At 66.5% G+C, this 24,583-nt stretch carries 21 protein-coding genes and 1 tRNA gene; 13 read left to right on the top strand and 9 right to left on the bottom strand.

Annotation, left to right across the window (positions count from 1 at the left end; genetic code table 11):
• Positions 1-83: 83 nt before the first annotated feature.
• Positions 84-767: a DJ-1/PfpI family protein gene (locus tag WS51_RS23725; protein ID WP_059506810.1), complete on the bottom strand. Its 684-nt coding sequence runs from the start codon at positions 765-767 to the stop codon at positions 84-86.
• A 116-nt stretch (positions 768-883) separates the two neighbouring features.
• Here WS51_RS23725 and WS51_RS23720 point away from each other — a divergent pair, with 116 nt between their 5' ends.
• Both WS51_RS23720 and WS51_RS23715 read left to right on the top strand, forming a co-directional pair.
• Positions 884-1,852 (top strand): GlxA family transcriptional regulator, encoded by a 969-nt coding sequence (locus WS51_RS23720; RefSeq protein WP_059506809.1) that lies wholly within the window; start codon positions 884-886, stop codon positions 1,850-1,852.
• Between the two features lie 216 nt (positions 1,853-2,068).
• Positions 2,069-3,043: a LysR family transcriptional regulator gene (locus WS51_RS23715; protein WP_069229846.1), complete on the top strand. Its 975-nt coding sequence runs from the start codon at positions 2,069-2,071 to the stop codon at positions 3,041-3,043.
• A 109-nt stretch (positions 3,044-3,152) separates the two neighbouring features.
• Here the strand turns inward: WS51_RS23715 and WS51_RS23710 are convergent.
• From WS51_RS23710 to WS51_RS23695, 4 genes are all read right to left on the bottom strand, one after another.
• A tRNA-Met gene (locus WS51_RS23710) sits at positions 3,153-3,229 on the bottom strand.
• 122 nt (positions 3,230-3,351) lie between these two features.
• Entirely contained in the window at positions 3,352-5,010 is a 1,659-nt protein-coding gene (locus WS51_RS23705) for an MFS transporter (RefSeq protein WP_059447796.1), read from the bottom strand.
• Positions 5,011-5,233: 223 nt separating this feature from the next.
• A complete protein-coding gene (locus WS51_RS23700) occupies positions 5,234-6,787 on the bottom strand; it encodes a sensor histidine kinase (protein ID WP_069229845.1) in 1,554 nt (517 codons plus the stop codon).
• Between the two features lie 17 nt (positions 6,788-6,804).
• Positions 6,805-7,539, bottom strand: coding sequence for a response regulator transcription factor (locus WS51_RS23695; protein WP_059447794.1), 735 nt, complete (start codon positions 7,537-7,539; stop codon positions 6,805-6,807).
• Positions 7,540-7,728: 189 nt separating this feature from the next.
• On the opposite strand from WS51_RS23695, the gene recA reads away from it, so the two are divergent.
• The 10 genes from recA to WS51_RS23650 all read left to right on the top strand — a co-directional run bounded on the left by recA (position 7,729) and on the right by WS51_RS23650 (position 16,857).
• Entirely contained in the window at positions 7,729-8,802 is a 1,074-nt protein-coding gene (recA, locus tag WS51_RS23690; protein WP_059447793.1) for a recombinase RecA, read from the top strand.
• The gene (recX, locus tag WS51_RS23685; protein ID WP_069229844.1) at positions 8,802-9,671 is read left to right on the top strand and encodes a recombination regulator RecX; all 870 of its coding nucleotides are present in this window, start codon (positions 8,802-8,804) and stop codon (positions 9,669-9,671) included. Before recA ends, recX begins: the two co-directional genes overlap by 1 nt.
• Before the next feature lie 146 nt (positions 9,672-9,817).
• The gene (locus tag WS51_RS23680; RefSeq protein ID WP_059447791.1) at positions 9,818-10,426 is read left to right on the top strand and encodes a DUF2889 domain-containing protein; all 609 of its coding nucleotides are present in this window, start codon (positions 9,818-9,820) and stop codon (positions 10,424-10,426) included.
• A gap of 68 nt (positions 10,427-10,494) precedes the next feature.
• Positions 10,495-11,661, top strand: a complete 1,167-nt coding sequence (gene sucC / locus WS51_RS23675) for an ADP-forming succinate--CoA ligase subunit beta (RefSeq protein ID WP_059447790.1) — start codon at positions 10,495-10,497, stop codon at positions 11,659-11,661.
• A gap of 67 nt (positions 11,662-11,728) precedes the next feature.
• Positions 11,729-12,610: a succinate--CoA ligase subunit alpha gene (gene sucD / locus WS51_RS23670; protein ID WP_010090788.1), complete on the top strand. Its 882-nt coding sequence runs from the start codon at positions 11,729-11,731 to the stop codon at positions 12,608-12,610.
• Positions 12,611-12,768: 158 nt separating this feature from the next.
• Positions 12,769-13,473, top strand: coding sequence for a TerC family protein (locus WS51_RS23665; protein WP_059447789.1), 705 nt, complete (start codon positions 12,769-12,771; stop codon positions 13,471-13,473).
• Positions 13,474-13,571: 98 nt separating this feature from the next.
• Positions 13,572-14,168 carry a pilin gene (locus tag WS51_RS23660; RefSeq protein ID WP_059846856.1) on the top strand — a complete coding sequence of 199 codons (597 nt, stop codon included), beginning with the start codon at positions 13,572-13,574 and terminating at the stop codon, positions 14,166-14,168.
• A 153-nt stretch (positions 14,169-14,321) separates the two neighbouring features.
• Positions 14,322-16,100 (top strand): PglL family O-oligosaccharyltransferase, encoded by a 1,779-nt coding sequence (locus WS51_RS23655; RefSeq protein WP_059545395.1) that lies wholly within the window; start codon positions 14,322-14,324, stop codon positions 16,098-16,100.
• A 107-nt stretch (positions 16,101-16,207) separates the two neighbouring features.
• Positions 16,208-16,510 carry a hypothetical protein gene (locus tag WS51_RS32710; protein ID WP_208606680.1) on the top strand — a complete coding sequence of 101 codons (303 nt, stop codon included), beginning with the start codon at positions 16,208-16,210 and terminating at the stop codon, positions 16,508-16,510.
• On the top strand, positions 16,507-16,857 hold the full coding sequence (locus tag WS51_RS23650; RefSeq protein WP_059506799.1) for a TonB family protein: 351 nt from the start codon (positions 16,507-16,509) through the stop codon (positions 16,855-16,857). The genes WS51_RS32710 and WS51_RS23650 overlap by 4 nt, the downstream gene beginning before the upstream one ends.
• Positions 16,858-16,988: 131 nt before the next feature.
• On the opposite strand, the gene WS51_RS23645 is transcribed toward WS51_RS23650, so the two are convergent.
• From WS51_RS23645 to moaC, 4 genes are all read right to left on the bottom strand, one after another.
• On the bottom strand, positions 16,989-18,164 hold the full coding sequence (locus WS51_RS23645; RefSeq protein ID WP_069229843.1) for a WD40/YVTN/BNR-like repeat-containing protein: 1,176 nt from the start codon (positions 18,162-18,164) through the stop codon (positions 16,989-16,991).
• 79 nt (positions 18,165-18,243) lie between these two features.
• Complete coding sequence (locus WS51_RS23640) at positions 18,244-19,224, bottom strand: hypothetical protein (RefSeq protein WP_059773152.1); 981 nt, start codon at positions 19,222-19,224, stop codon at positions 18,244-18,246.
• On the bottom strand, positions 19,217-21,904 hold the full coding sequence (locus WS51_RS23635; RefSeq protein WP_069229842.1) for a type VI secretion system Vgr family protein: 2,688 nt from the start codon (positions 21,902-21,904) through the stop codon (positions 19,217-19,219). The genes WS51_RS23640 and WS51_RS23635 overlap by 8 nt, the downstream gene beginning before the upstream one ends.
• Positions 21,905-22,107: 203 nt before the next feature.
• On the bottom strand, positions 22,108-22,596 hold the full coding sequence (gene moaC, locus WS51_RS23630) for a cyclic pyranopterin monophosphate synthase MoaC (protein WP_059447783.1): 489 nt from the start codon (positions 22,594-22,596) through the stop codon (positions 22,108-22,110).
• Between the two features lie 282 nt (positions 22,597-22,878).
• Between moaC and WS51_RS23625 the strand changes: the two genes are divergently transcribed.
• Positions 22,879-24,573 carry a M48 family metalloprotease gene (locus tag WS51_RS23625; RefSeq protein ID WP_069229841.1) on the top strand — a complete coding sequence of 565 codons (1,695 nt, stop codon included), beginning with the start codon at positions 22,879-22,881 and terminating at the stop codon, positions 24,571-24,573.
• Positions 24,574-24,583: the final 10 nt, after the last annotated feature.

Here is a 24,583-nt window from a genome sequence, read left to right as displayed (position 1 = left end):
GTGCGTCGATGCGAATGCCATGAAACTCGGGCAGACGGCGTAGCCTGGTGGCTCGCCCGCCCTCGGTTTGCGCGTGCTCGTCTTCAGTGCGACATCGCGCGCAAGGCCGCGTCGATCGTCTGCCGGCGCTTCTCCAGTCCTGCCGCCGTGCGTTCGGTCACGCGCTTCAGTACCGACGCCGGCGCGGTATCCGGCGAGCCCGCATCGAACGGCGGCGCGGGCGCGTATTCGAGCGCGAGCTGGATCGACTGTGCCTCTTCGTCGCCGGCCAGTTCGGCGGCGATTGTCAACGCGAAGTCGATGCCGGCCGTCACGCCGCCGCCGGTGATCAGGTTGCCGTCGCGCACCACTCGCTCGTGCACGGGCACGGCCCCGAGCGGCGCGAGCAGCGAATGAAACGCCCAGTGCGTCGTTGCACGGCGTCCGCGCAGCAGGCCGGCCACGCCGAGCAGCAGCGCCCCCGTGCAGACCGACGTGACGTAGCGCGCGGCGGCCGCGCGCCGTTGCACGAACGCGATCGTTTCGGCGTCGAGCAGCAGGTCGTTGATGCCGATCCCGCCGGGCACGCAGATGACGTCGAGCGGCGGGCAATCGTCGAACGTGCAGGTCGGCGCGAGCGCGAGACCGCTGCTCGACACGACGGTGTCGCGCGATTTCCAGACCAGATGGACAGTCGCGTCGGGCAACGACGCGAGCACGTCGTGCGGGCCGGTGAGATCGAGTTGCTGGACGCCCGGAAACACGAGAAGGCCGATATGCAGGGTCATGCGAATGCTCCGAAGGGAAGGGGATGCGCCGCGGCCGGCGCACGATGGACAGATCGATTCTAGGCGCGTAGTGTTTGGCGAAATTGCCATATCACCCACGTTTTCAGCCAATCGCCATGCCTGCCGCTCCACGTTCGATCGTCGTCCTCGCGTTTCCCCGCGCGCAATTGCTCGACGTGACCGGGCCGCTGCAGGTGTTCGCATCCGTCAACGAACTCGCGCTGGAGCGCGGGCGGCCCGCGCCGTATGCACCGCGCGTCGTCGCCGCCGAGGCTGGGCCGGTCGAGACGTCCTCCGGCGTCGTGGTGATGGCCGATTCGCTGCGCTCGGCCGGGCGGCCCGACACGGTGATCGTGGCCGGCGGCAAGGGCGTGCACGCCGCTTCGCGCGATGCGCGGACGGTGCGCTGGGTCCGGCAGCAGGCGCAGCGCGCGCGACGTGTCGCGTCGGTCTGCACCGGCGCGTTCCTGCTCGCCGAGGCCGGCCTGCTCGACGGGCGGCGCGCGGTCACGCACTGGGCGCGCTGCGACGAATTCGCGGCGCGCTATCCGAACGTGCGCGTCGAGGCCGATCCGATCTTCATCCGCGAAGGCGCGCTGTGGACCTCGGCCGGCGTGACGGCCGGCATCGATCTCGCGCTCGCGCTGGTCGAGGAGGATCTCGGGCGGGCGATCGCGCTCGACGCCGCACGCGAGCTCGTCGTGTTCCTGAAGCGGCCGGGCGGGCAGGCGCAGTTCAGCGCGATGCTGTCGATGCAGCGCACCGACGACCGTTTCGGCGAACTCCACGCATGGATCGCCGAGCACCTGACGGCCGACCTGTCGGTGCCGGCGCTCGCCGAGCGCGTCAGCATGAGCGAGCGCAGCTTCGTGCGCCACTACCGCGCGGACACCGGCCGCACGCCCGCGCGCGCGGTCGAGCAGATTCGCGTCGAGGCCGCGCAGCGTCTGCTCGGCGAAACCGAGTGGCCCGTCAAGCGGATCGCCTCGCGGTGCGGCTTCGGCTCGGAAGAGACGCTGCGGCGCAGTTTCGTGCGTGTGCTCGGTGTGTCGCCGCAGGGTTATCGCGAGCGGTTCGTGCGGTGATGGGCAGGTGAGCGGCGAACGGCGAACGGCGAACGGCGAACGGCGAATGCGCTGCCGCCGGGGCGGAGCCGTCGCATCCGGAGCTGCATGAATCCGCGTCACTTTCCAGTCCGAAATGCCGCGACTATTCAGAAGTTGAGAACAATAGCCTGGGGCTTGTGCCGCGTGGGTGGCGCGCTCTATTCTGTCCCGTTGGCGATTCGAAGGGGGCGCAGCATGGACCGCATCCAGGCAATGGAAGTTTTCACCCGCGTGGTCGACGCAAACAGCTTCACGCGCGCGGCCGAGACGCTCGCGATGCCGCGCGCGTCGGTGACCACCATCATCCAGAATCTCGAGGCGCTGCTCGGCGTGCGCCTGATGCACCGGACGACGCGCCGGCTGTCGCTGACGCCGGAAGGCGCCGCGTATTACGAGCACTGCATGAAGATCATCTCGGAAATCGCTGAGGCCGACGCGAGTTTCCAGACCGGCAACCGCAACCCGAGCGGCGTGCTGCGCGTTCACATGCCGAGTTCGCTCGGGCGGCGCGTCGTGTTGCCGGCGCTGTCGATTTTCCGGCAGCGCTATCCGGACATCACGCTCGATCTCGGCTTGTCGGACCGCTACGTGGATCCGGTCGAGGAGGGCATCGACTGCATGATCCGGGTCGGGCCGCTCGAGGATTCGTCGATGGTCGCGCGACGAATCGGCATGCTCAAGCGCGTGACCTGCGCGTCGCCCGACTATCTTGCGCGCCACGGCGAGCCTCAGGAGATCGCCGACCTGGCCGACCATCATGCGGTGAATTTCCGCGCAAGCCACGGCGCGCGGGCGGTTCCGTGGGTGTTCATGATCGAGGGCAAGCCGGTCGAAGTGCGGATGAACGGCAGCGTCACCGTCAACGATTCGGATGCGTACGTGACATGCGGGCTCGAAGGGTTCGGGATGATCCAGCCGACGCTGTTCATGGTGCTGCCGAACCTGCGCGACGGCTCGCTGGTCGAGGTGCTGCCCGACTGCAATCCGAAGCCCAAGCCGATCTCGATCGTGTATCCGCACAATCGGCATCTGTCGCAGAAGGTGCGCGTGTTCGCGGACTGGATCGCGGAGCTGTTCGAATCGACGCCGGCGCTGGAGGGCGGGGAGAACTGGCGGGGGAAGGTGCGGGCGGAAGTGCCCGATGCGCAGCGCGGGGCGGTGGTGGCTTAGGGCGCTGGCCGCACGTGCTTGATGGACAGGCGACGCGCGAAGGCGCGCACGCCGGGGCGATGCAATGAAAAAAGCCGCTGATCCTTGCGGAACAGCGGCTTTTCGCATTTGGTGGCGAATCAGGGACTCGAACCCCGGACCTGCGGATTATGATTCCGTCGCTCTAACCGACTGAGCTAATTCGCCGAAGACTTGAATTATGTAGATATGCCGCCGGGCTGTCAACACCTTTTTTCGGGAAAGTGAAAAAAGGTGCCGGTAGCCCGTGCCGGCACGGGTCGCGGGCGAGGTGCCGCCCGCCGCGCGCGTCAATCCTGCGCGTAGATATTCGAGTTCTTCGTGTCCTTGACGAACAGCAGACCGATCACGAACGTGACCAGCGCGATCACGATCGGATACCAGAGCCCCGAATAGATGTCGCCCTTCGCCGCGACGATCGCGAACGCGGTTGCCGGCAGGAAGCCGCCGAACCAGCCGTTGCCGATGTGATACGGCAGCGACATCGACGTGTAGCGAATGCGCGTCGGGAACATCTCGACCAGCATCGCCGCGATCGGGCCGTAGACCATCGTCACGTAGATCACGAGGATCGTCAGGATCACGATCGTCATCGGCCAGTTGAGCTGCGACGGGTCGGCCTTCGCCGGGTAGCCGGCCGCCTTCAGCGTCGACGCGAGCGTCTTGTCGAACGCCGCGCCCTGCGCCTTCGCGTCGGCCGCCTTGCCGTCATACGCGGGGATCACCGTGTCGCCGACCTTGATCTGCGCGGTCGTGCCAGCCGGCGCCGCGACGTTCTCGTAGTTCAGGCCGGCCTTCGCGAGCGCGCTCTTCACGATGTCGCACGAGCTCGTGAACTTCGACGTGCCCACCGGGTTGAACTGGAACGAGCAGGTGGCCGGATCGGCGAGGACCGTGATCGGCGCCTTCTGCGTCGCGAGTTCGAGCTGCGGGTTCGCGTAGTGCGTGAGTGCCTTGAACAGCGGGAAGTAGGTGAGTGCCGCGATCAGGCAGCCCGCGAGAATGATCGGCTTGCGGCCGATCTTGTCCGACAGCGAACCGAAGAACAGGAAGAACGGCGTGCCGATCAGCAGCGCGATCGCGATCAGGATGTTCGCGCTGGCACCGTCGACCTTCAGCGTCTGCGTCAGGAAGAACAGGGCGTAGAACTGGCCCGTGTACCACACGACGGCCTGGCCGGCGGTCAGGCCGACGAGCGCGAGGATCACGATCTTCAGGTTCTTCCACTGGCCGAACGCTTCGGTCAGCGGCGCCTTCGACGTCTTGCCTTCCGCCTTGATGCGCAGGAACACCGGCGATTCGTTCAGTTGCAGCCGGATCCACACCGACACCGCGAGCAGCAGGATCGACGCGACGAACGGCACGCGCCAGCCCCAGCTGCCGAACGCTTCCTCGCCGATGAACGTGCGCACGCCGAGGATCACGAGCAGCGACAGGAACAGGCCGAGCGTCGCGGTCGTCTGGATCCACGCGGTGTAGAAGCCGCGACGGTTCGCCGGCGCATGCTCGGCGACGTAGGTCGCCGCGCCGCCGTACTCGCCGCCGAGCGCGAGGCCCTGCAGCAGCCGCATCGCGATGAAGATCACGGGTGCCGCGATGCCGATCGATGCGTAGCCGGGCAGGAAGCCGACCACGAAGGTCGAGATGCCCATGATCACGATCGTCACGAGGAACGTGTGCTTGCGGCCGACGAGGTCGCCGAGCCGGCCGAACACGATCGCGCCGAACGGCCGCACCGCGAAGCCGGCCGCGAAGCCGAGCAGCGTGAAGATGAACGCGGCGGTCGGATTGACTCCGGAGAAGAAGCTCTTGCTGATGTAGGCCGCGAGTGATCCGGCCAGGTAAAAGTCGTACCACTCGAACACGGTGCCGAGCGACGACGCGAAGATCACCTTCTTCTCTTCGCCCGTCATCGGCGAGTGCGAAATTTGCTCGCCTAACGTTGCCATGAATCGTCTCCAAGTCCCTTGATATAAATGTGCGGCCGCCTTGGGAGGGCGGGCCTGTCGACGATTATTGGCACGGAAACTTACGGCGCACTGACTCGCGGGCACAAAACGACTGCGCGTTAACCCGTGTCGAATCGACCGTTTCGCATCCCGATCGTGTCGCAATCGGAAGGAAAACGCCGGTTTCGACGCGATCGCGGCGCGCGGCACGGACCCGCGCGTATCAGGATTGGTTCGGTGCGGTGTCCGACAGCGGCAGCGTGATGCGCACGAGCGTGCCCGCGAGGCGCGGTTCGCTCTGATAGACGTGATCGTCGAGCATCAGCGTGCCGCCGTGCTGCGCCGCGATCTCGCGGACGATCGCGAGCCCGAGGCCGCTGCCGTCGCCTTCGCGGCCGAGGATCCGGTAGAAGCGTTCGACCACGCGGTCGCGTTCCGCGGCCGGAATGCCGGGCCCGGTGTCCTCGACCTCGAGATGCACGCGCCGCGCCGCATGCTCGGCCCGCACGCGCACGGTGATGCGGCCGCCTTCGGGCGTGTAGCGGATTGCGTTGTCGACCAGGTTGCCGAGCATCTCGCGCAGCATCACGGGATTGCCGTCGACCTCGAGCGGCGCGTCGTCCTCCGGGCCTTCGTAGCCGAGGTCCATGCGCTTCGCGAGCGCGGCCTGCACCCAGTCGCGCACCGTGCGGCGCGCAAGCGCGGCAATCTCGACCGGCTCGAACGTCAGCCCGCTCGCGCGGTTCTCGGCGCGCGCGAGCGCCAGCAGTTGCGTGACGAGCCGCGCGGCCTGCTCGGAGCTCGTCGCGATCTGTTCGAGCGAACGCTGCACGTCGGGCGGCACGGGATGGCGCAACGCGAACTCGGCCTGCGTGCGCAGCCCGGCGAGCGGCGTCTTCATCTGATGCGCGGCGTCGGCGATGAAGCGCTTCTGCAGCGCCATGTTCTGTTCGAGGCGCGCGAGCAGGTCGTTGAACGACGTGACGAGCGGCTCGATCTCGGGCGGCGCGCGCTGCGCCTCGACGGGCGACAGGTCGTCGGGCCGGCGTGCGCGAATGTGCGCCTGCAGCGCATTGAGCGGCGCGAGCCCGCGCGACAGCCCGAACCAGACGAGCAGGATCGCGAGCGGCAGGATCACGAACTGCGGCAGGATCACGCCCTTGATGATGTCGTTCGCGAGCGCGTTGCGCTTGTCGAGCGTCTCGCCGACCTGCACGAGCACGGGCTGCGTGCCGTTCGACTCCGGCAGCGCGACCGTCGTATACGCGACGCGCACGTCGTTGCCGCGCAGCAGGTCGTCGCGAAATGCGACGACGCCCGGCGGCGGACGGTCCTCGTCGCGCGGCAGCGGCATGTCGGCTTCGCCCGCGACCAGTTCGCCGCGCGTGCCGAGCACCTGGAAGTAGACGCTGTCGACGTTGTCCGCGCGCAGGAAGTCGCGCGTCTGCTGCGGCAGCGTCAGCTCGGCGACGCCGTTGACCGGATGGATCTGCCGCGCGAGCACGTACGCGTTGGTCTCGAGCGCGCGGTCGAACGGGCTGTTCGCGATCGTCTTCGCGACGAGGTAGGTGACGGCGATGCTCATCGGCCACAGCAGCAGGAGCGGCGCGAGCATCCAGTCGAGGATTTCGCCGAACAGCGAGCGCGGACGCGCGGCCTCGGGCGTGTCGGTTTCGTCTGGCGGCGCGAACGGGTTCTCGTAGCGCGCGTCGCGCGCGGCGTCGGCGGCGGACGGTTGATCGCCGGTCGGATGGCGGGAACGGGCCGGCGTGGCCATCGCGGCGACGGCCGGGTTCAGCGCAGCGGCGTGCCGGCGGCCGCGGACGGGGGCGCGGCCGCGGGCGAGTCGGCCGGCGCCGCGGGCGCGGCTTTCTCGAGGCAGTAGCCGAGGCCGCGCACGGTCGAAATCCGCACGCCGCTCGGCTCGATCTTCTTGCGCAGCCGGTGCACGTACACTTCGATCGCGTTGTTGCTGACTTCCTCGCCCCATTCGCACAGATGGTCGACGAGCTGTTCCTTCGACACGAGCCGGCCGATGCGCTGCAGCAGCACTTCGAGCAGCCCGAGCTCGCGCGCCGACAAGTCGAGCACGCGCTCGTTCGCATACGCGATACGGCCGACCTGGTCGAACGCGAGCGAGCCGTGGCGCACGACGGTCGGGCCGCCGCCCGCGCCGCGCCGGGTCAGCGCACGCACGCGTGCCTCGAGCTCGTTGAGCGCGAACGGCTTGGCCATGTAGTCGTCCGCGCCGAGGTCGAGCCCTTTCACGCGCTCGTCGACGCTGTCGGCGGCGGTCAGGATCAGCACGGGGAGATTGGAATTGCGCGCGCGCAGGCGCTTGAGCACGTCGAGCCCGGACATCCTGGGCAGCCCGAGATCGAGGATCAGCAGGTCGAAGGACTGCATCGACAGCGCGGTATCGGCCTCGACGCCGCTCTTCACGTGGTCGACGGCATAGCCCGATTGGCGGAGTGACCGGGTGAGGCCGTCCGCGAGTATGCTGTCGTCTTCGGCGATGAGAATTCGCATGTTGCTGACCGATGGCCGGCGGGCGCTCACGCGTGCGCGGCTGTCTCCGAAGTTATCCGTGTACAACGCAGCCTGCATTGCGGGCTTGCATAAAACACTGTTTTTTTATACAGTGTCTGCATTCGTGGGCAGCGCTTGAAAGCGGGCGCGCCTCTGACAGACGCTGCTCATCATAGCAAAGGACGATTCATGGAAGATAGCAAGAAGGGCTCCGGGATGACCGCCGAGAAGAGCAAGGCGCTGGCGGCCGCACTCGCGCAGATCGAAAAGCAGTTCGGCAAGGGATCGATCATGCGGATGGGCGACGGCGAAGCGAAGGAAGACATCCAGGTCGTCTCCACGGGCTCGCTGGGTCTCGATATCGCGCTCGGCGTCGGCGGCTTGCCGCGTGGCCGGGTGGTCGAGATCTACGGTCCGGAATCGTCCGGTAAAACCACGCTCACGCTGCAGGTCATCGCCGAACTGCAGAAGCTGGGCGGCACGGCAGCCTTCATCGACGCCGAGCACGCGCTCGACGTCCAGTATGCGGCGAAGCTCGGCGTGAACGTGCCGGAGCTGCTGATCTCGCAGCCGGACACCGGCGAGCAGGCGCTCGAAATCACCGACGCGCTGGTGCGCTCGGGCTCGATCGACATGATCGTCATCGACTCGGTCGCGGCGCTCGTGCCGAAGGCGGAAATCGAAGGCGAGATGGGCGATTCGCTGCCGGGCCTGCAGGCTCGCCTGATGTCGCAGGCACTGCGCAAGCTGACGGGCACGATCAAACGCACGAACTGCCTCGTGATCTTCATCAACCAGATCCGGATGAAGATCGGCGTGATGTTCGGCAACCCGGAAACCACGACGGGCGGCAACGCGCTGAAGTTCTACTCGTCGGTGCGTCTGGATATCCGCCGGATCGGTTCGATCAAGAAGAACGACGAGGTGATCGGCAACGAAACCCGCGTGAAGGTCGTCAAGAACAAGGTGTCGCCGCCGTTCCGCGAAGCGATCTTCGACATCCTGTACGGCGAAGGCATTTCGCGCCAGGGCGAGATCATCGATCTCGGCGTGCAGGCGAAGATCGTCGACAAGGCGGGCGCCTGGTACAGCTACAACGGCGAGAAGATCGGCCAGGGCAAGGACAACGCGCGTGAATTCCTGCGCGAGAATCCGGAAATCGCACGCGAGATCGAAAACCGCATTCGCGAATCGCTCGGCGTTGCCGCCATGCCGGATGGTGCAGGGCTCGACGAAGCCGAGGCGATGGACGAAGAAGAGTGATGGTCGGGCGCCGAGGTCAGGCTGGCGAACCGGAACCGAGCGACGCGCCCGACACGGCGGGTCGCTCCGGCCGGCAAGCCGAATCCTCGGGGGCCCACCGGCGGAGCGCGGGCAGCGATGCCGCGAGCCGCACCGCGACGAGGGCATCCGAGGATGCCCTCGTTTCGTTTGAGATCACCGCGCCGGTCGATCCGTTCGACGACGACGAATCGTTCGACGCGCACGACCGGTCGCGCCGTCGCGTGTCCGGTGTCAATTTCCCGGGCGCGCGCGCGGCCGATGCCTCTGCGTCGGCCAAGGAAGATGTGTATACGCGCAGCAGCCAGCATCCGCGTCGCACGCGCCGTGCGCCCGGTGGTTCCGCGGGCGCTGCGTCCGGCGACGAATCCGGCGCCGCCGAGCGCAAGTCGTCGAAACCGCCGCGTTCGCTGAAGGGCCGCGCGCTCGGCTATTTGTCCCGGCGCGAGTACAGCCGGGCCGAACTCGCGCGCAAGCTCGCACCGTACGTCGGTGAGGACGAATCCGTCGAGTCGGTGCTCGATGCACTGGAAAAGGAAGGCTGGCTGTCCGACGCACGCTTTGCCGAGAGCCTCGTGCATCGCCGTGCGTCGCGCGTCGGCGTCGCGCGCATCGTCAGCGAGCTGAAGCGTCATGCGGTCGGCGACACGCTCGTCGAGGAAGTGAATGCGCAATTGCGCGAGACCGAATGGGCCCGCGCGCAGGCCGTCTGGCGCAAGAAATTCGGTGCACTGCCGCAAACACCCGCCGAGCGCGCGAAGCAGGCGCGCTTCCTTGCCGCGCGCGGCTTCTCGAGCTCGACCATCGTGAAGTTGCTGAAAGTCGGCGACGATTTCCCGATCGACGACTGACCGGTTCGGTCGCGCGCGCTGCGCGCGATTTTGCTGCAATGCAACCGTTTCCCGACAGGCGGGAATACCCGCCTTCGCGGCCGGATGCCTCGAATACCCAATATGCTAAAATCCACGGGTTTTCCTCTTCGGCCTCAACCTCCAGCATGCCGCTATCCGAGCCCGTGCCCCGTCAGTTGCGACATCGACGCGCAATCCGAGCGGAAGCCTACGAGCGCGGCGACGGCTTGTGGGACATCGAAGCCTGCCTGACCGACCACAAGCCGCGCGATGTCGCGCTTGCGTCGGGCATCCGGCCCCAGGGCCTGCCGATCCACGAACTCTGGCTGCGCGTGACCATCGATCGTGACCTCAATGTCGTCGACGCCGAAGCGTCGTCGGAGTGGGTTCCCTATCCCGGTCACTGTCAATCCGCCCCTCCCGCCTATCGGGCCCTCATCGGGCTCAATCTCTTCCGCAATTTCCGCCGCAACGCGAACCGGCTGCTCGCCGGCGTCGAAGGCTGCTCCCATCTCACCGAACTGTGCGCCGTGCTGCCCACGGCAGCGATCCAGGCGTTCGCCGGTGATGTGTGGAACGTGCGCGAGGAGGGCGGCGAAGGGCCGGATCACGACGGCGAGCACGCCGAACCGCCTTTTCAGCTCGGCCGCTGCCGCGCGTTGCGGTTCGACGGCGAAGTCGTGCGGCAGTACTACCCGCGGTGGTATGGGCCGATTCGGCCGGATCTGCCCGGTGAAGGCAGCACGAAGGAATGAACGGAAATCATTCGAAGAAGCGTCTTAAGCGACATTTCATCCAACTCTCAGACTGAAGGGAATCACGCATGAAGATTCACGAGTACCAGGGTAAGGAAATCCTGCGGAAATTCGGAGTCGCGGTACCGCGCGGCAAGCCGGCGTTCTCGGTTGAAGAGGCCGTCAAGGTGGCAGAAGAGCTGGGCGGCCCGGTGTGGGTCGTGAAGGCTCAGATTCACGCGGGTGGCCGTGGCAAGGGCGGCGGCGTGAAGGTGGCGAAGTCGATCGAGCAGGTTCGCGAATACGCGAACCAGATCCTCGGCATGCAGCTCGTCACGCACCAGACCGGTCCGGAAGGCCAGAAGGTCAACCGTCTGCTGATCGAAGAAGGCGCCGACATCAAGCAGGAACTGTATGTCAGCCTCGTCGTCGACCGCGTGTCGCAAAAGATCGTTCTGATGGGTTCGAGCGAAGGCGGCATGGACATCGAGGAAGTTGCCGAAAAGCACCCGGAACTGATCCACAAGGTCATCGTCGAGCCGTCGACGGGCCTGCTCGACGCACAGGCCGACGACCTCGCCGCGAAGATCGGCGTGCCGGCTGCCTCGATCCCGCAAGCGCGTGCGATCCTGCAAGGCCTGTACAAGGCATTCTGGGAAACCGACGCATCGCTGGCGGAAATCAACCCGCTGAACGTCTCGGGCGACGGCAAGGTCATCGCACTCGACGCGAAGTTCAACTTCGACTCGAACGCGCTGTTCCGCCACCCGGAAATCGTCGCATACCGCGACCTGGACGAAGAAGATCCGGCTGAAATCGAAGCGTCGAAGTTCGACCTCGCGTACATCTCGCTCGACGGCAACATCGGCTGTCTCGTGAACGGCGCAGGCCTCGCGATGGCGACGATGGACACGATCAAGCTGTTCGGCGGCGAGCCGGCGAACTTCCTGGACGTCGGCGGCGGCGCGACGACCGAGAAGGTCACCGAAGCGTTCAAGCTGATGCTGAAGAACCCGGGCCTGAAGGCGATCCTCGTGAACATCTTCGGCGGCATCATGCGCTGCGACGTGATCGCGGAAGGCGTGATCGCCGGTTCGAAGGCCGTGAACCTGAACGTGCCGCTCGTCGTGCGCATGAAGGGCACGAACGAGGACCTCGGCAAGAAGATGCTGGCCGATTCGGGCCTGCCGATCATCTCGGCGGACAGCATGGAAGAGGCTGCGCAGAAGGTTGTCGCGGCTGCCGCAGGCAAGTAAGCGCGCTAATGAACACGCATGGCGGCGCGCTTCGCACGCGACGCCAATCGAACAGAGGTCAAAATACATGTCGATTCTGATCAACAAGGACACGAAGGTCATCACGCAGGGCATTACCGGCAAGACCGGTCAGTTCCATACGCGCGCCTGCCGTGAATATGCAAACGGCCGCGAAGCATTCGTCGCGGGCGTGAACCCGAAGAAGGCCGGCGAAGACTTCGAAGGCATTCCGATCTACGCGAGCGTCAAGGAAGCGAAGGCGGAAACCGGCGCGACCGTGTCGGTCATCTACGTTCCGCCGGCAGGCGCTGCCGCAGCGATCTGGGAAGCGGTCGAAGCCGACCTGGATCTCGCGATCTGCATCACGGAAGGCATCCCCGTGCGCGACATGATCGAAGTGAAGGACCGCATGCGTCGCGAAGGCCGCAAGACGCTGCTGCTCGGGCCGAACTGCCCGGGCACGATCACGCCGGACGAACTGAAGATCGGCATCATGCCGGGTCACATCCACCGCAAGGGCCGCATCGGCGTCGTGTCGCGTTCGGGCACGCTGACGTATGAAGCCGTTGCTCAGCTGACGGCACTGGGCCTCGGCCAGTCGTCGGCAGTCGGCATCGGCGGCGACCCGATCAACGGTCTGAAGCACATCGACGTGATGAAGATGTTCAACGACGATCCGGATACGGATGCGGTCGTGATGATCGGCGAAATCGGCGGTCCGGACGAAGCCAACGCCGCTCAGTGGATCAAGGACAACATGAAGAAGCCGGTGGTCGGCTTCATCGCGGGCGTCACGGCGCCTCCGGGCAAGCGCATGGGCCACGCCGGCGCGCTGATCTCGGGCGGTGCGGATACGGCCGAAGCGAAGCTGGAAATCATGGAAGCGTGCGGCATCACCGTCACGCGCAACCCGTCGGAAATGGGCCGTCTGCTCAAGAAGGCGCTGTAATTTCCCCGCGGTTTCGTCCTGCAAAAAACGCCGGCCTTGCCGGCGTTTTTTGTTATGCTCGCGCAATGAATTTGTAAGCACCGGGCATGCGCGATGGCCGTCCCGGTGTTCATCCGGGCACCGAGTCCTGCAACCGCTCCCTCCATCCGATACCGCTCATGCTTGAATTCCTGACGTCGCTCCACTGGGGCGCCGTGTTCCAGATCGTCATCATCGACATCCTTCTCGGCGGCGACAACGCGGTCGTGATCGCGCTCGCGTGCCGCAACCTGCCGGCCAATCAGCGGCTGCGCGGCGTCGTGTGGGGCACGGCCGGCGCGATTCTGCTGCGGGTCGCGCTGATCGCGTTCGCGGTCGTGCTGCTCGACGTGCCGTTCCTGAAGTTCGGCGGCGGCTTGCTGCTGCTGTGGATCGGCATCAAGCTGATGGCGCCGGACGCCGATGCGCACGACAACGTGAAGCCGGCCGACCGGCTGTGGGACGCGGTGAAGACGATCGTGATCGCCGATGCCGTGATGAGCCTCGACAACGTGATCGCGATCGCCGGTGCGGCCGAGCAGGCCGATCCGGCGCACCGGCTGGCGCTGGTGATCTTCGGGCTCGTCGTCAGCGTGCCGATCATCGTATGGGGCAGCACGCTGGTGTTGAAGCTGCTCGATCGGTTCCCGGTCGTCGTGGCGCTCGGCGCCGGGCTGCTCGGCTGGATCGCCGGCGGGCTGATGGTGCACGACCCGGTCGGCGACCGCTGGCCGGCGCTCGATACGCCGGAGGCGATCTACGGAGCGAGTATCGCCGGCGCGCTGTTCGTCGTCGCCGCCGGTTATGCGCTGCGGCGCCGTCGCGGTGCCTCGCACGCGCATTGACGTCTGGCCGTCCGGCCGACTGCCGGGGCCGCGGCCCGCTGGCTACGATCGAAACGCCTGCCTGATTCGGCAGGCGTTTTTCGTTTCCGGAGCCAGTCATGTTCGAAGCCTTTTCCGTTTCCCTGTTCCGGCGCATCGCCGCCGATCTGCGACGCGCGCGCCGGCCGGTGCCGCGTTGGCGGCCACACGGCTTCACGCTGATCGAATTGATGATCGTGCTTGCGATCGTCGGCGTGGTCGCGGCCTACGCGATTCCCGCGTACCAGGATTACCTGGCGCGATCGCGCGTCGGCGAGGGGCTCGCGCTCGCGTCGTCCGCGCGGCTCGCGGTTGCCGACAACGCTTCGAGCGGCGCGAGTCTCGACGGCGGTTACAGCCCGCCGGCCGCGACCCGCAACGTCGAATCCGTCACGATCGACGGCGACACCGGCCAGATTACGGTGGCGTTCACCGCCCGCGTCGCCGCGGCCGGCGCGAATACGCTCGTCCTGGTGCCGTCCGCCCCGGACAAGGCCGACACGCCGACCGCACGCGTGCCGCTCAAAAAGGGCGCGATGCAGGCGGGCGCGATCGCCTGGGAATGCTTTGCGGCCGGCAAGTCCGCGTCGTCGCTTCCGGCGCCGGGTGCGGGCCCGTTGCCGGCCGAAGCCGCGACGTTGCCGGCGCAATACGCACCGGCGGAGTGCCGAGCGTAGTGTCGGGGGGCCGCAGCCGCGTGCGTGGGGCGGCGCCCGCCATGCCCGTGGGCCGGCTGCGCCCGCTCCACCGGCTGGGTGATGGCACGACGGGCCCGCACAGAGGGGGGAAAGTTTTGTATAGTGCGCCGGTTGCTGACATCCGGTTCGCTCATGCCTTCTACTTTTTCCCGTTCGTTGCCGCTCGTTGCACTGGCTGTCGCCCTGATCGTGCCGTACTCGATCACGAATCACACGTATCCGATCCCGACCTTCTATTCCGAGTTCGCCGCGCTCGTGCTGTATCTGCTGGTCGGTCTCTCCGTCGTGCTGCTTGCACGCACGGGGCGCCCGGCAGCGCCGTTCGCCGCGCCGGCCGCGTTCGTCGCGCCGCTCGGGTTCGCGGCGGTGCTGATCGCGCAGGTCGCGCTGATGCCGTTGAAGGTGCCGTCGATGAACTGGCTGGCGGTCGGCTATCTGGCTGCCGCGCTGGTCGCGATGCAGGCCGGCTACACGCTCGCGCGCGAGGGGCTTGCGGAGGCCGCCGCGCAAATGATGTCCGGCGCGTTGTTGCTCGGCGGGATGCTCGCGGTCGCGAGCCAGATCGTGCAGCTGTTCCATCTCGAATCCGCGGTGTCGCCGTTCGTGGTGGTGTACAACATCGCTGTCGATCGCCGTCCGTACGGCAACATGGCGCAGGCGAACCACCTGGCCACCTACATCGCGTTCGCGCTCGCAAGCGCGATGTATCTGGTGCAGACGCGCCGGCTCGCGGTATGGGCGTGGCTTGCGCTGTCGATCGCGCTGTCGGTCGGGCTCGCGCTGACGGTGTCGCGCGGCCCGTGGCTGCAGGTCGCGGTGCTCGTCGTCGCGGGCTTCTGGATGGCATGGCTCGAGTCGCGCCGTGCGCCGGGCAACCGCCGTGCGTGGGTGATGCCGGTCGCGCTCGCGGTGACCTTCGTCGCGGTGAACGTCGCGGTGCGCTGGGCCAACGTGCATTTCCATCTGGGGCTCGCCGAGTCGGCGGCCGAGCGGATGCGCGATGCGGGGCAGATTGCGCCTCGCCTCGCGCTGTGGAAGTACGGGCTCGCGATGTTCCGCGAGCATCCGGTACTGGGCGTCGGCTGGGGCGAGTTCCCGTCGCACCAGTTCGCACTCGTGCGCACGCTCGGCGGTGTCGAGATCGCGAACAACTCGCACGACATCTTCATCGACCTGCTCGCGAAGTCCGGCCTCGTCGGTCTCGGCGTGCTCGTCGTCGCCCTCGTGATGTGGTTCGTGCGCGCGGTGCGCGCGCCGCAGTCGAGCACGCGCGTGTTCGGCCTCGCGCTGATCGGCATCCTGTTGATGCATGCGCTCGTCGAATACCCGCAGCAGTACATGTTCTTCCTGCTGCCGGCGATGTTCGTGATCGGCCTGCTCGACGTGAAGCCGCTGCGCCTCCTGCCGGGCCGAGCGGCGTTCGGGCTGTTCGCGGTGTTGTCGATCGGCGGCGTGCTGGCGGCGGTCCCCGTGCTGCGCGACTACCAGCGCGCGGAAGTGCTGTATTACGGCAGCGATCCGGCCGCGCAGTACCGCGATGCGCCGTCGCTCCTGTTCGGTGCGTGGGGCGATTACGGAGCGGCCACGTTGCTGACGATCTCGCCGGACAACCTGCCGCTCAAGCTCGTCGCGCATGAGCGTGCGATCGCGCTGCTGCCCGGCGAGACGGTGCTGCGCCGTTATGCGGCGCTGCAGGCGCTGGCCGGTCGCGAAGCCGATGCCCTCGATACGGTCGCGCGCCTGCATGTGTTCGCGAAGGAGTTGAAGGACTGGCCGCAGCAGCTCGCGGCGCTGTACAAGCTGTGCGACCAGCAGCCGGCGCTGAAGGCGTTCAAGGCGGCCGTCGTCGCGAAGTACGGGGAAGTCCCTGCCGACGCCGAAGACGACGATACGGACGACGACTCGGAGTGACGCCGGGAGGCGCCGGGCGGGGAATCCCGGCGCTGGTTCGAACACGGTGAGGCACGCGCATGGCGGCGGCCCGGGACGGTGGCGCGATTGCTTCTCGTGGAGAAGGGATGCCCGCCGAACCTGATGCGATTCGCGTCAACCATTGTCAAATCGCCGCCACGCACGAGGCGGCGCGTGCACAATGCGCGAAAGCGTTCGGATGCAAGGTCGCCCGCGCGAACGCAGCCCTGGATTTGCGTGAACCCGCGGAGCAGGACCGCGACCGGGCAGCCATCCGTCGCGCGGTCGTCGCGGGGCGCCCCTCCGCCGGCCGTGGTGTGGGGCAATGCATGCGATGCTGCCGGACGATGTCCACCGGCGCGGCGCTTGTCCGGAACGGAACAGTACTGAAGAACGATATTCGACCATGACCCTTCGCTCGACCATCCTGATCCTGCCTGCCGTCGCCGTGCTGTCGTCCGGCTGCGCGATGCTGTCGTCGTCGCAGGAAAGCAAGCTGACCTGCCACATTCCACGCGCGGTCTATCCCGAAACCGCGAAGCCGCTCACGCGCTCCGTCACCGTGCTCGTGCGCGCGCTGATGACGACGTCGGGCGAAGCGCAGAACGTGACCGTGACGACGAGCAGCCGCAATGCGGCGGCGGACCGCGCGGCCGTCGACGCGATGACGCACGCGACCTGCGCGCAGACGGGCGCCACCGCGAATCCGTTTCTGCTCACGCAACCGTTCGTGTTCGAGCCGCGACGGGGCGAATGATGCGCGGAACCGTGGCCGCCGACGTGCGTGCGGTCAAGGTCGTCAGGCACGACAGAAGATCGCTGCGGCACGCTACCGTGACGGTCGCGCGGCCGCATTGAGGTCCGGCCGCCGAGGCGGCCGGCGCGCGATCAGAACGTCCGCTTCTTCAACGTATAGCCATGCAGCCAGTACAGCGTGTTGGTTTGCGCGTCGAAGTAGCCGCCCTGTGCGGTCTTGTCGGTCGTTTTATTCCACGTTTTGCCGGCGTCGGTGCTGCTGAACGTGAGGTCGATCGGTGCGCCGCCGCCGGTGCCGCCGCTTCCTGAGTTCGGATCGGTTGCATAGACGAGCAGGAGGCCGTTGCGACCGATGCTCATGCTGTCGAGCGTGAGCTTCTCGTCGAACGTGCGCAGTTGCTGTACCGCCTCGGGATGGTTGTTCGTCCACGTGGAAATGGCGCCTGTCCGGTGGCCGTTGTCGCGGCCCTCGCCGTTTTGCGGTTTGTCGAGATGTGATAGCGCGTACAGAGAGTAATGTGGTCCCGGTTCAGGCGTGGTGTCGAGCGCTGTGATGACCTGGTCTGGCACCACGACCTCGTTCACGAACGCGTGCTGCCCCCAGTCGAGCCGATCGACCACGCTGTGGCCCGGTGCTTCTGCCGTCGGTGCGACATAGTAGGCGATCCGCAGAACACCGTCCGGGCCGAGGCTGATGGCATTGAATTCCTGGCGCGTTTCACTGCCAGCGTGTGCATCGGCCGGCACGTCGATCGCCTGCCACGTGTTTCCGCCGTCCGAGGTTCGCCATATGCGGGGGCCCCAGCCTGCCGCGTAGCCCCGCTGCGGATCGAGAAAGAGCAGGCGGCCGATGTTCTGGTTTTCGGGCCACTGGAGTTGCGACCATGTTTGGCCGCCATTACTGGATTTCCACACCTTGGTGATTTGCGGCGCATCGCCGCCTTGCGCCTCGGGGGCCTTGTAGTTCATCCACGATGTGCTGATGAACTGAACGGTCCAGTCCGGCGAGTACCACCAGGCGGCTTCCTGGCCGACCTGCTGGAAATGGCGCTTCATCCCGCCGTCGATGGTGCCGCGGAAGAAACTGATCGTCATGCGGTTCAGCAACTCGCCCGTGTCGTTCATCCATGCTTCGGTCGGCTCGGGCCGCTGCGGCTCGTTCGATTCGACCCGGGGCTTGAACGTCACTTCGGGGTTGGCAAGCTTGACGCTCATCACGTCATTGCCCCTGATGCGGAAGTTGCCGCCGCCATAGGGCGTGTCGTCCCGCATGAAGCTTGTCGAAATCGTCTCCCAGCCCGTCGTCATATTTACGTACCCGTATGTTGCAATGGCCAGGGCAACGAGGCCACCGGCGATCCATGTCCAGCGCTTGAGTTTTCGCATGTCACTTTTTCAGCAAACGTTCGAGCGCGCGGTTAACTTCGTCGGCCGCTTCCGAACTCCACTCGCGTGCTTTGTCGGCGGCATCCGAACCCCACTCGCGTGCTTTATTGGCTGCGTCCGAGCCCCATTCGCGCGCCTTGTCAACCGCATCCTTGCTCCATTCGCGTGCTTTCGCCTTCGCGACGGGAATGCCTGCGTCGATTGCCTGTTTGCGCGTGCGCGCGTCGGCCCATTCCTCTATGTTCGGTCGCCTGCCGATCTTGACGAGGTCGGAGACCGGTAGGCCGGCCAGCCCTCCATCCAGATATGCCAATGGGTGAGTGACAAAGGCGAAGGTCTTGAACGTCTCTCCGTCTTTGTCCAGTTCCAGTTCGTATCGCTTCACCTGCATCGAGAGCTTGCCGTTTCCCGGTTTCGCGCTTTTGAATGCGATCTGGTTTCCCTGCATGTTCTGATACAGCCCGATTTCGATGTATTTCTGAAGCCACCATCGCGCGCTATCGAGCCATTGCTTCCCCTTTGCCGTGAGGGTGGGATAGAGATTGGCGCCGTAATCCGAGCAATAGTAGTAGCCGTAACTCACATAGTAATCGGGCGGTTTATGCCCGCATCCAATATGGCGCATCATGAAATTGCCGTGGCGCGACCAGTCCGAATCGGTACTTTTCGGTTTGATCAGTTCCTCTCGCCGATGCAGCAGTTCATGGACGACTTTCTTGTCTTTCCACGGATCCCATGATGTCGCGAATTTCTTCACGGTTTCCCATGCGCTCGACACGCTGACCTTCTCGACCGTTGCCCAGTACTCGCCGTGAAGCGGCAGGTAGTAGAACGGGCAAGTACCAATGATGGAATCCGCCGCCGGCGTGACATGCTTGTCACAGATCTGGATCGCCACTTTCGGCCGATCCTTGTACCCGGTCGGCGTCAGCATCCCGGCGCCGGTACCCAGCACGTTGTCCTTCTGTTGCACGTCAGCCATTCGATTTCCCTAAAAACTTGACGACGACGTCATGCGGCACGTGGCTCTGCGTGAGTCCCGTCTCGCCGGCCGCGTTGGTGACACCTTCCGAGATCAGCGTGCCGTTCGAGAACATCTGGTATCGCGTATTCGCGACCGGAATGTCGGTGCCGGCCCAGTGCGCGATGAACGCCTGGTCGTAGTTGCCGCTCGAGTTCGGCAGCGTCGGCAGGGTTTGCGACAGGTGCGTGGGGCCGTCGAACACGTGCTGCGCTCCCTTGATGTCGATCTTGCCGGGCGCGTGCACTTCGATGTTGCCGTCCGCGATGCGGATGTAGGCGCCGCCGGACGTCAGCAGGATCTCCTTCGCTGCCGCGCCTTCGATCGACTGCGTAGCCGCCAGCAGTTTCAGCGCCTTTTGCGCCGTCAGTTCGATGTTGTCCGCGTGCGCCTGGATTTCCACCTTGCCCTTGCCGGCGAACAGCTTCATGCCCGCGTTCTGCGCGAACAGGCTGATCCGGTCGAGGACGCTCGCGATGAGCGACTTCCCGGCAGCGACGTGCAGGCTTTGTCCGCTGACGAGGTTGACGTGCTGGTCCGCGGCGAACTGCACGGATTGTTGCGTCGACAGCGCGATGCCGGCCGGGCTGCCGAACAGCATCACCGGCTCCTTGAATGCATTGGCGCTTCCGGTTCCGCCGCCACCGGTTCGCCCGCCCGACGCGCTGCCGCTCACGCTGTTCTGCGTCGCGTCGCTGAACTGCTTCAGCGCCGAATGACCGGCGTCGAGCGACTCGCCCTGATGCTGCGTGCTGAGTTCCGACATCGCTTCCATCAGGCCTTCCGCCCTGACGAGCTGCTGTTGCGTTTCCTTCACGTCGAGCGGCTGGCTCGCCGGCTGTTTCGGATGCGTCGTGACGTACAGGCCGCGGTTCGCGCGGACCGCGCCGAATGCATCGGAGCGCAGGTCGAAGCCGCTGCCGAGATAGCCGCCGCGGTCGTTGCCGGTATGGTCGATCAGGTAGCCGAGGTGCAGGTGCGTGTTGGCCTGGCTGCTGTACAGATGCACGCGGTTCTGCGATGTTGCATCGTCGAGCACCAGCTGGTTGTAGCCCGCGCCTGAATATTCCCTGGATCGGTATCCGGACAGGATCCCGTTACTGTGCCATTGCGGACGCGTCGCGCCGTTGTACACCTTTCCGACGACGATTGGACGATCGCAGTCGCCACCGAGGAAATCGACCAGCACTTCCTCGCCGCTGCGATGCGGATGAACGGCGCCATAGCCATTGCCCGAATCCGACGCGGCGGCGCGCAGCCAGCACGAAGCCTTCTCGTCGCCGTCATTGAGACGATCCCAGTGGAATCGGACCTTGATGCGGTTGAGTTCGTCGGTGTGGACTTCCTCGCCCTGCGGCGCGACGACGATCGCCGATTGCAGATGCATCGGCGGCTTCGGATGCTCGAACGGGCTGCGGAAGGGCACGGTCGTGCGCTGCGCTTCGATGCTGACCTGGAAAATGCCTTCGCTGCCGTCCGGATGCCGGACGTGCGGCAGGTCCGTGCCGCCAGCCCGCACCAGTTCGTCGATTTCGGCCTCCAGGTTGTGCGGGAACCTGGCCTGGCGATCGGCGACGGGCAGGTTGTTGACAATGCGCCAGACCGTCTCGATCACGGCGAAGCGGCGCTGGCCGACATCGTCCTTGTCGTGTTCCGGGTGATCGGCGAGTTCGAACGTGCGACCCGCGTCCATGCGCCGGACGCCGCCCACGCCGTGAAAACGCTTCGCAAGCGACTCTTGCTGCTCCATCCAGATCTTCGACAGATGATCGCCACGAGACTGTTCGGCGTACGTGTAGGCGCCGGTGTATTCGTAGACTTCGAGCTGCTGCGGCAGGTCGCCCTGGTTCGCGATCGTCGGCGTGTGGGTTGCCTTCGGATTCGACGCAGTGGGCGGCTGCTTGTAGTCGAACGTGCGCGTCGTGCGCTCGACACTGCGCAGCGTGCGCGTGCCGGAGAACTGGACGAGCGTGTCGGCCTCGTCGCGCGCGCCGGCGTGATGAAAGCGCACGGTCTGCGGCGACAGCGCGGGCAGCGCGTCGATCGTGTCGACGACGACGAGCTTGTGCGACTTGCCGTCTTGCGCCTGCTCCCAGAAGCCGTACAGGCCTTCCGATTCCAGCAGGCGATGCACGAAGTTCCAGTCGTCCTCGTATTGCATGCAGAACGATCGGGGCGGCAGCGGCCGGTAGAGCCTGAACTCGAAGCAGCCCCTGGCTTGCGGATGCTGGTTCAGCACGTCGGCGATGATCTCGTCGGCCGGCTTGTCCTGCCAGATGCGCTGGTCGCGGCGGAACTTCAGGAAATGCAGGAATGACGCGAAGACGATCTGGTAGTGCGTGAGGCCGCTGTCCGACCCGAGCCGGCGTGCCGCGTGCACGTATCCGTGGTGCGGTGCGTACGACCGGTCGGCCTGCTGGATCCGCAGCGTGACGGGTTGGGCGATCAGTTTCTTGAGCGCGATGTCGTCGGATACCGACACGGCATCGACGGTGAACTCGAAATGACGCCCGAGCCGCGATCGTCCCTTGACGCGATGGGGCAGCAGGACGTCAGGGCCGAGCGGCGTCTCCAGCTTGACGAGTCGTTCGTCCTGGATTGGCCCTGCCTGCAGTGCGTTTCTCAATGCTTGCGAATTCATCACCCGTGCTCGATTTTTTTGTGCTGGGTCGCACGCTCTCCCGTGCGGAATCCGGTAATTGTATGAGAAAAACGACAGTTATCTCGAATTTGCCTTTCAACGATATTTCAAGGATGGTCAGAGCGTCGGCGTGGCGGGGCAGGGCACGCACGCCGACCGGTCGGGCATGGTCGTGCAAGCCGGATCGACCGGCTCTGCGCCGCTCAATCCGCCGCGTCCTCCGCCTTCCAGTCCCCCGACTTCCCGCCGCGCTTCTCCCTGACGCTCACGTCGGTGATCACCATCCCGCGATCCACGGCCTTGCACATGTCGTACACGGTCAACAACCCGACCTGCACGGCGGTCAGCGCTTCCATCTCGACGCCGGTACGCCCGAACGTCTCGACCTGCGCGACGCAGTGCACGCCCGGCAGTGCGTCGTCGAGCTCGAAGTCGACGGCCACGCGCGTCAGCGCGAGCGGGTGACACAGCGGAATGAGCTCGGCCGTGCGCTTCGCGCCCTGGATCGCCGCGATGCGCGCGACGCCGAGCACGTCGCCTTTCTTCGCCTTGCCGTCGCGGATCAGCGCGAACGTCGCCGGCAGCATCCGGATCGTGCCGCGCGCGATCGCGATGCGTTGCGTTTCCTCTTTGCCGCCGACGTCGACCATGTGTGCGTGGCCGGCGGCGTCGAAATGGGTGAGTCCTGACATGTCTTGCTCCAGTGGAACGGAGTACGCGCGCGAGCGCGTCCCTCGCTCCTGCTTCGCGATCGGCCGGGGCGCCGAATCCCGTCTTCGCACCCGATCCGATCCAACGTTTCAACGGGCGCCTATCATAGCAGTGGCGTTCGCGGCACCGAGCGCGCAGATGGCGCATATGCCGCGCGGGACAGTCGCGCTGTCGCCGGTACAATGCCCCGAATATTCAGACCAGACAGACCAAACGCCGCGATGCGCGCCCGGCGCGCGGGACGGCGTCGCTTTCATCCTGCCATGCGTGTCAAACAGTTGGTTGCCGTGCTGCTGTCGGCGTCGCTCGTGCTGCCGCCGAGCGGGCATGCGCAGCGCGCGTCCGCGCCGCCGCTCGAGCCGGCGGCCGGCGCTTCGCCGTCGATTTCCACGGTGCCGTCCGGCATCGCGACCGGCGTATTCGGCACTTACGGCGGCGCGGAGAGCCGGTTTTCCGGCGCCGACGGCGCGTCCGCACCCGTCGCGAGCCTGCGCGCACCGCTGCGCGCGCTGGAGCTGCCCGACCTCGGCGACGGTTCAGGCGGTTCGCTCACGCCGCAGGCCGAGCGCCGTCTCGGCGAGCGCGTGATGCGAGAGGTGCGGCGCGACCCGGACTATCTCGACGACTGGCTCGCGCGCGACTACCTGAACGCGATCGCGAAGCGGCTCGCGGCCGCGGCGGCGGCGCGCTACATCGGCGGCTACATGCCGGACTTCGAACTGTTCCCGGTGCGCGATCCGCAGATCAACGCGTTCTCGATGCCGGGCGGCTTCATCGGCATCAACAGCGGGCTGGTCGTCACGACGCAGACGGAATCGGAACTGGCGTCGGTGGTCGGCCATGAAATGGGCCACGTGCTGCAGCGGCACATTGCACGCATGATCGGCGCGAACGAGAAGACGGGCTACACGGCGCTCGCGACGATGCTGCTCGGCGTGCTGGCGGGCGTGCTCGCGCGAAGCGGCGATCTCGGCAGCGCGATCGCGATGGGCGGGCAGGCGTACGCGGTCGACAACCAGCTGCGCTTCTCGCGCTCGGCGGAGCGCGAGGCCGATCGCGTCGGCTTCCAGCTGCTCGCCGGCGCCGGCTACGACCCGTACGGCATGCCGGGCTTCTTCGAGCGGCTCGAGCGCGCATCGATGGGCGACGCGGGCGTGCCGGCCTATGCGCGTACGCACCCGCTGACGGGCGAACGGATCGCCGACATGGAGGATCGCGCACGCCGCGCGCCATATCGGCAGCCGCGCCAGTCGGCGGAATACGGCTTCGTGCGCGCCCGGCTGCGCGTTCTGCAGAATCGCGCGCCGAACGACATCGCGGCCGAGGCGCGCCGGATGCAGCTCGAGCTCGACGATCGCACCGCGCCGAACGTCGCGGCGAACGAGTACGGGATCGCGCTCGCGAACACGCTGCTCGGCCAGTACGACGCGGCCGACAAGGCGCTCGCGTCGGCCCGCGCCGCGTTCGACGCGCGCGAGCGGCGCGCGGACGATCCGGAGACGAGTTCGCCGAGCCTCGATGTGCTCGCCGCCGACATCGCGCGCCGCGCGGGCGGGACCGACGACGCGGTGCGGCTCGCGGCGCTCGCGCAGCGGCGCTGGCCCGCGTCGCACGCGGCGATCGTCGCGCACCTGCAGGCGTTGATCGCCGCGCGCCGCTTCGCCGAAGCGCAGACGCTCGCGCGCAAGGAGGCGCAAGCGGATCCCGAGCAGCCGGACTGGTGGGACTATCTCGCGAAGGCGAGCGACGGCCGGGGCGACGTGCTCGCGCGGCGCCGCGCGCTCGCGGAGAAGCTGGCGCTCGACGGCGCGTGGCCGTCGGCGATACGCCAGCTGAAGGAGGCGCGCGACGCGAAGGACGTGTCGTTCTACGACCAGTCGATCATCGGCGCGCGGCTGCTGGAGTTCGAGGCGCGCTACAAGGAAGAGCGCGAAGACGAGAAGAACGGCCGCGGATAACGACCGTCAG

It is taken from the genome of Burkholderia territorii, from assembly GCF_001718335.1.
In the GTDB taxonomy this organism is placed as follows: domain Bacteria; phylum Pseudomonadota; class Gammaproteobacteria; order Burkholderiales; family Burkholderiaceae; genus Burkholderia; species Burkholderia territorii.
This window is presented reverse-complemented; position numbering and strand designations above follow the sequence as displayed.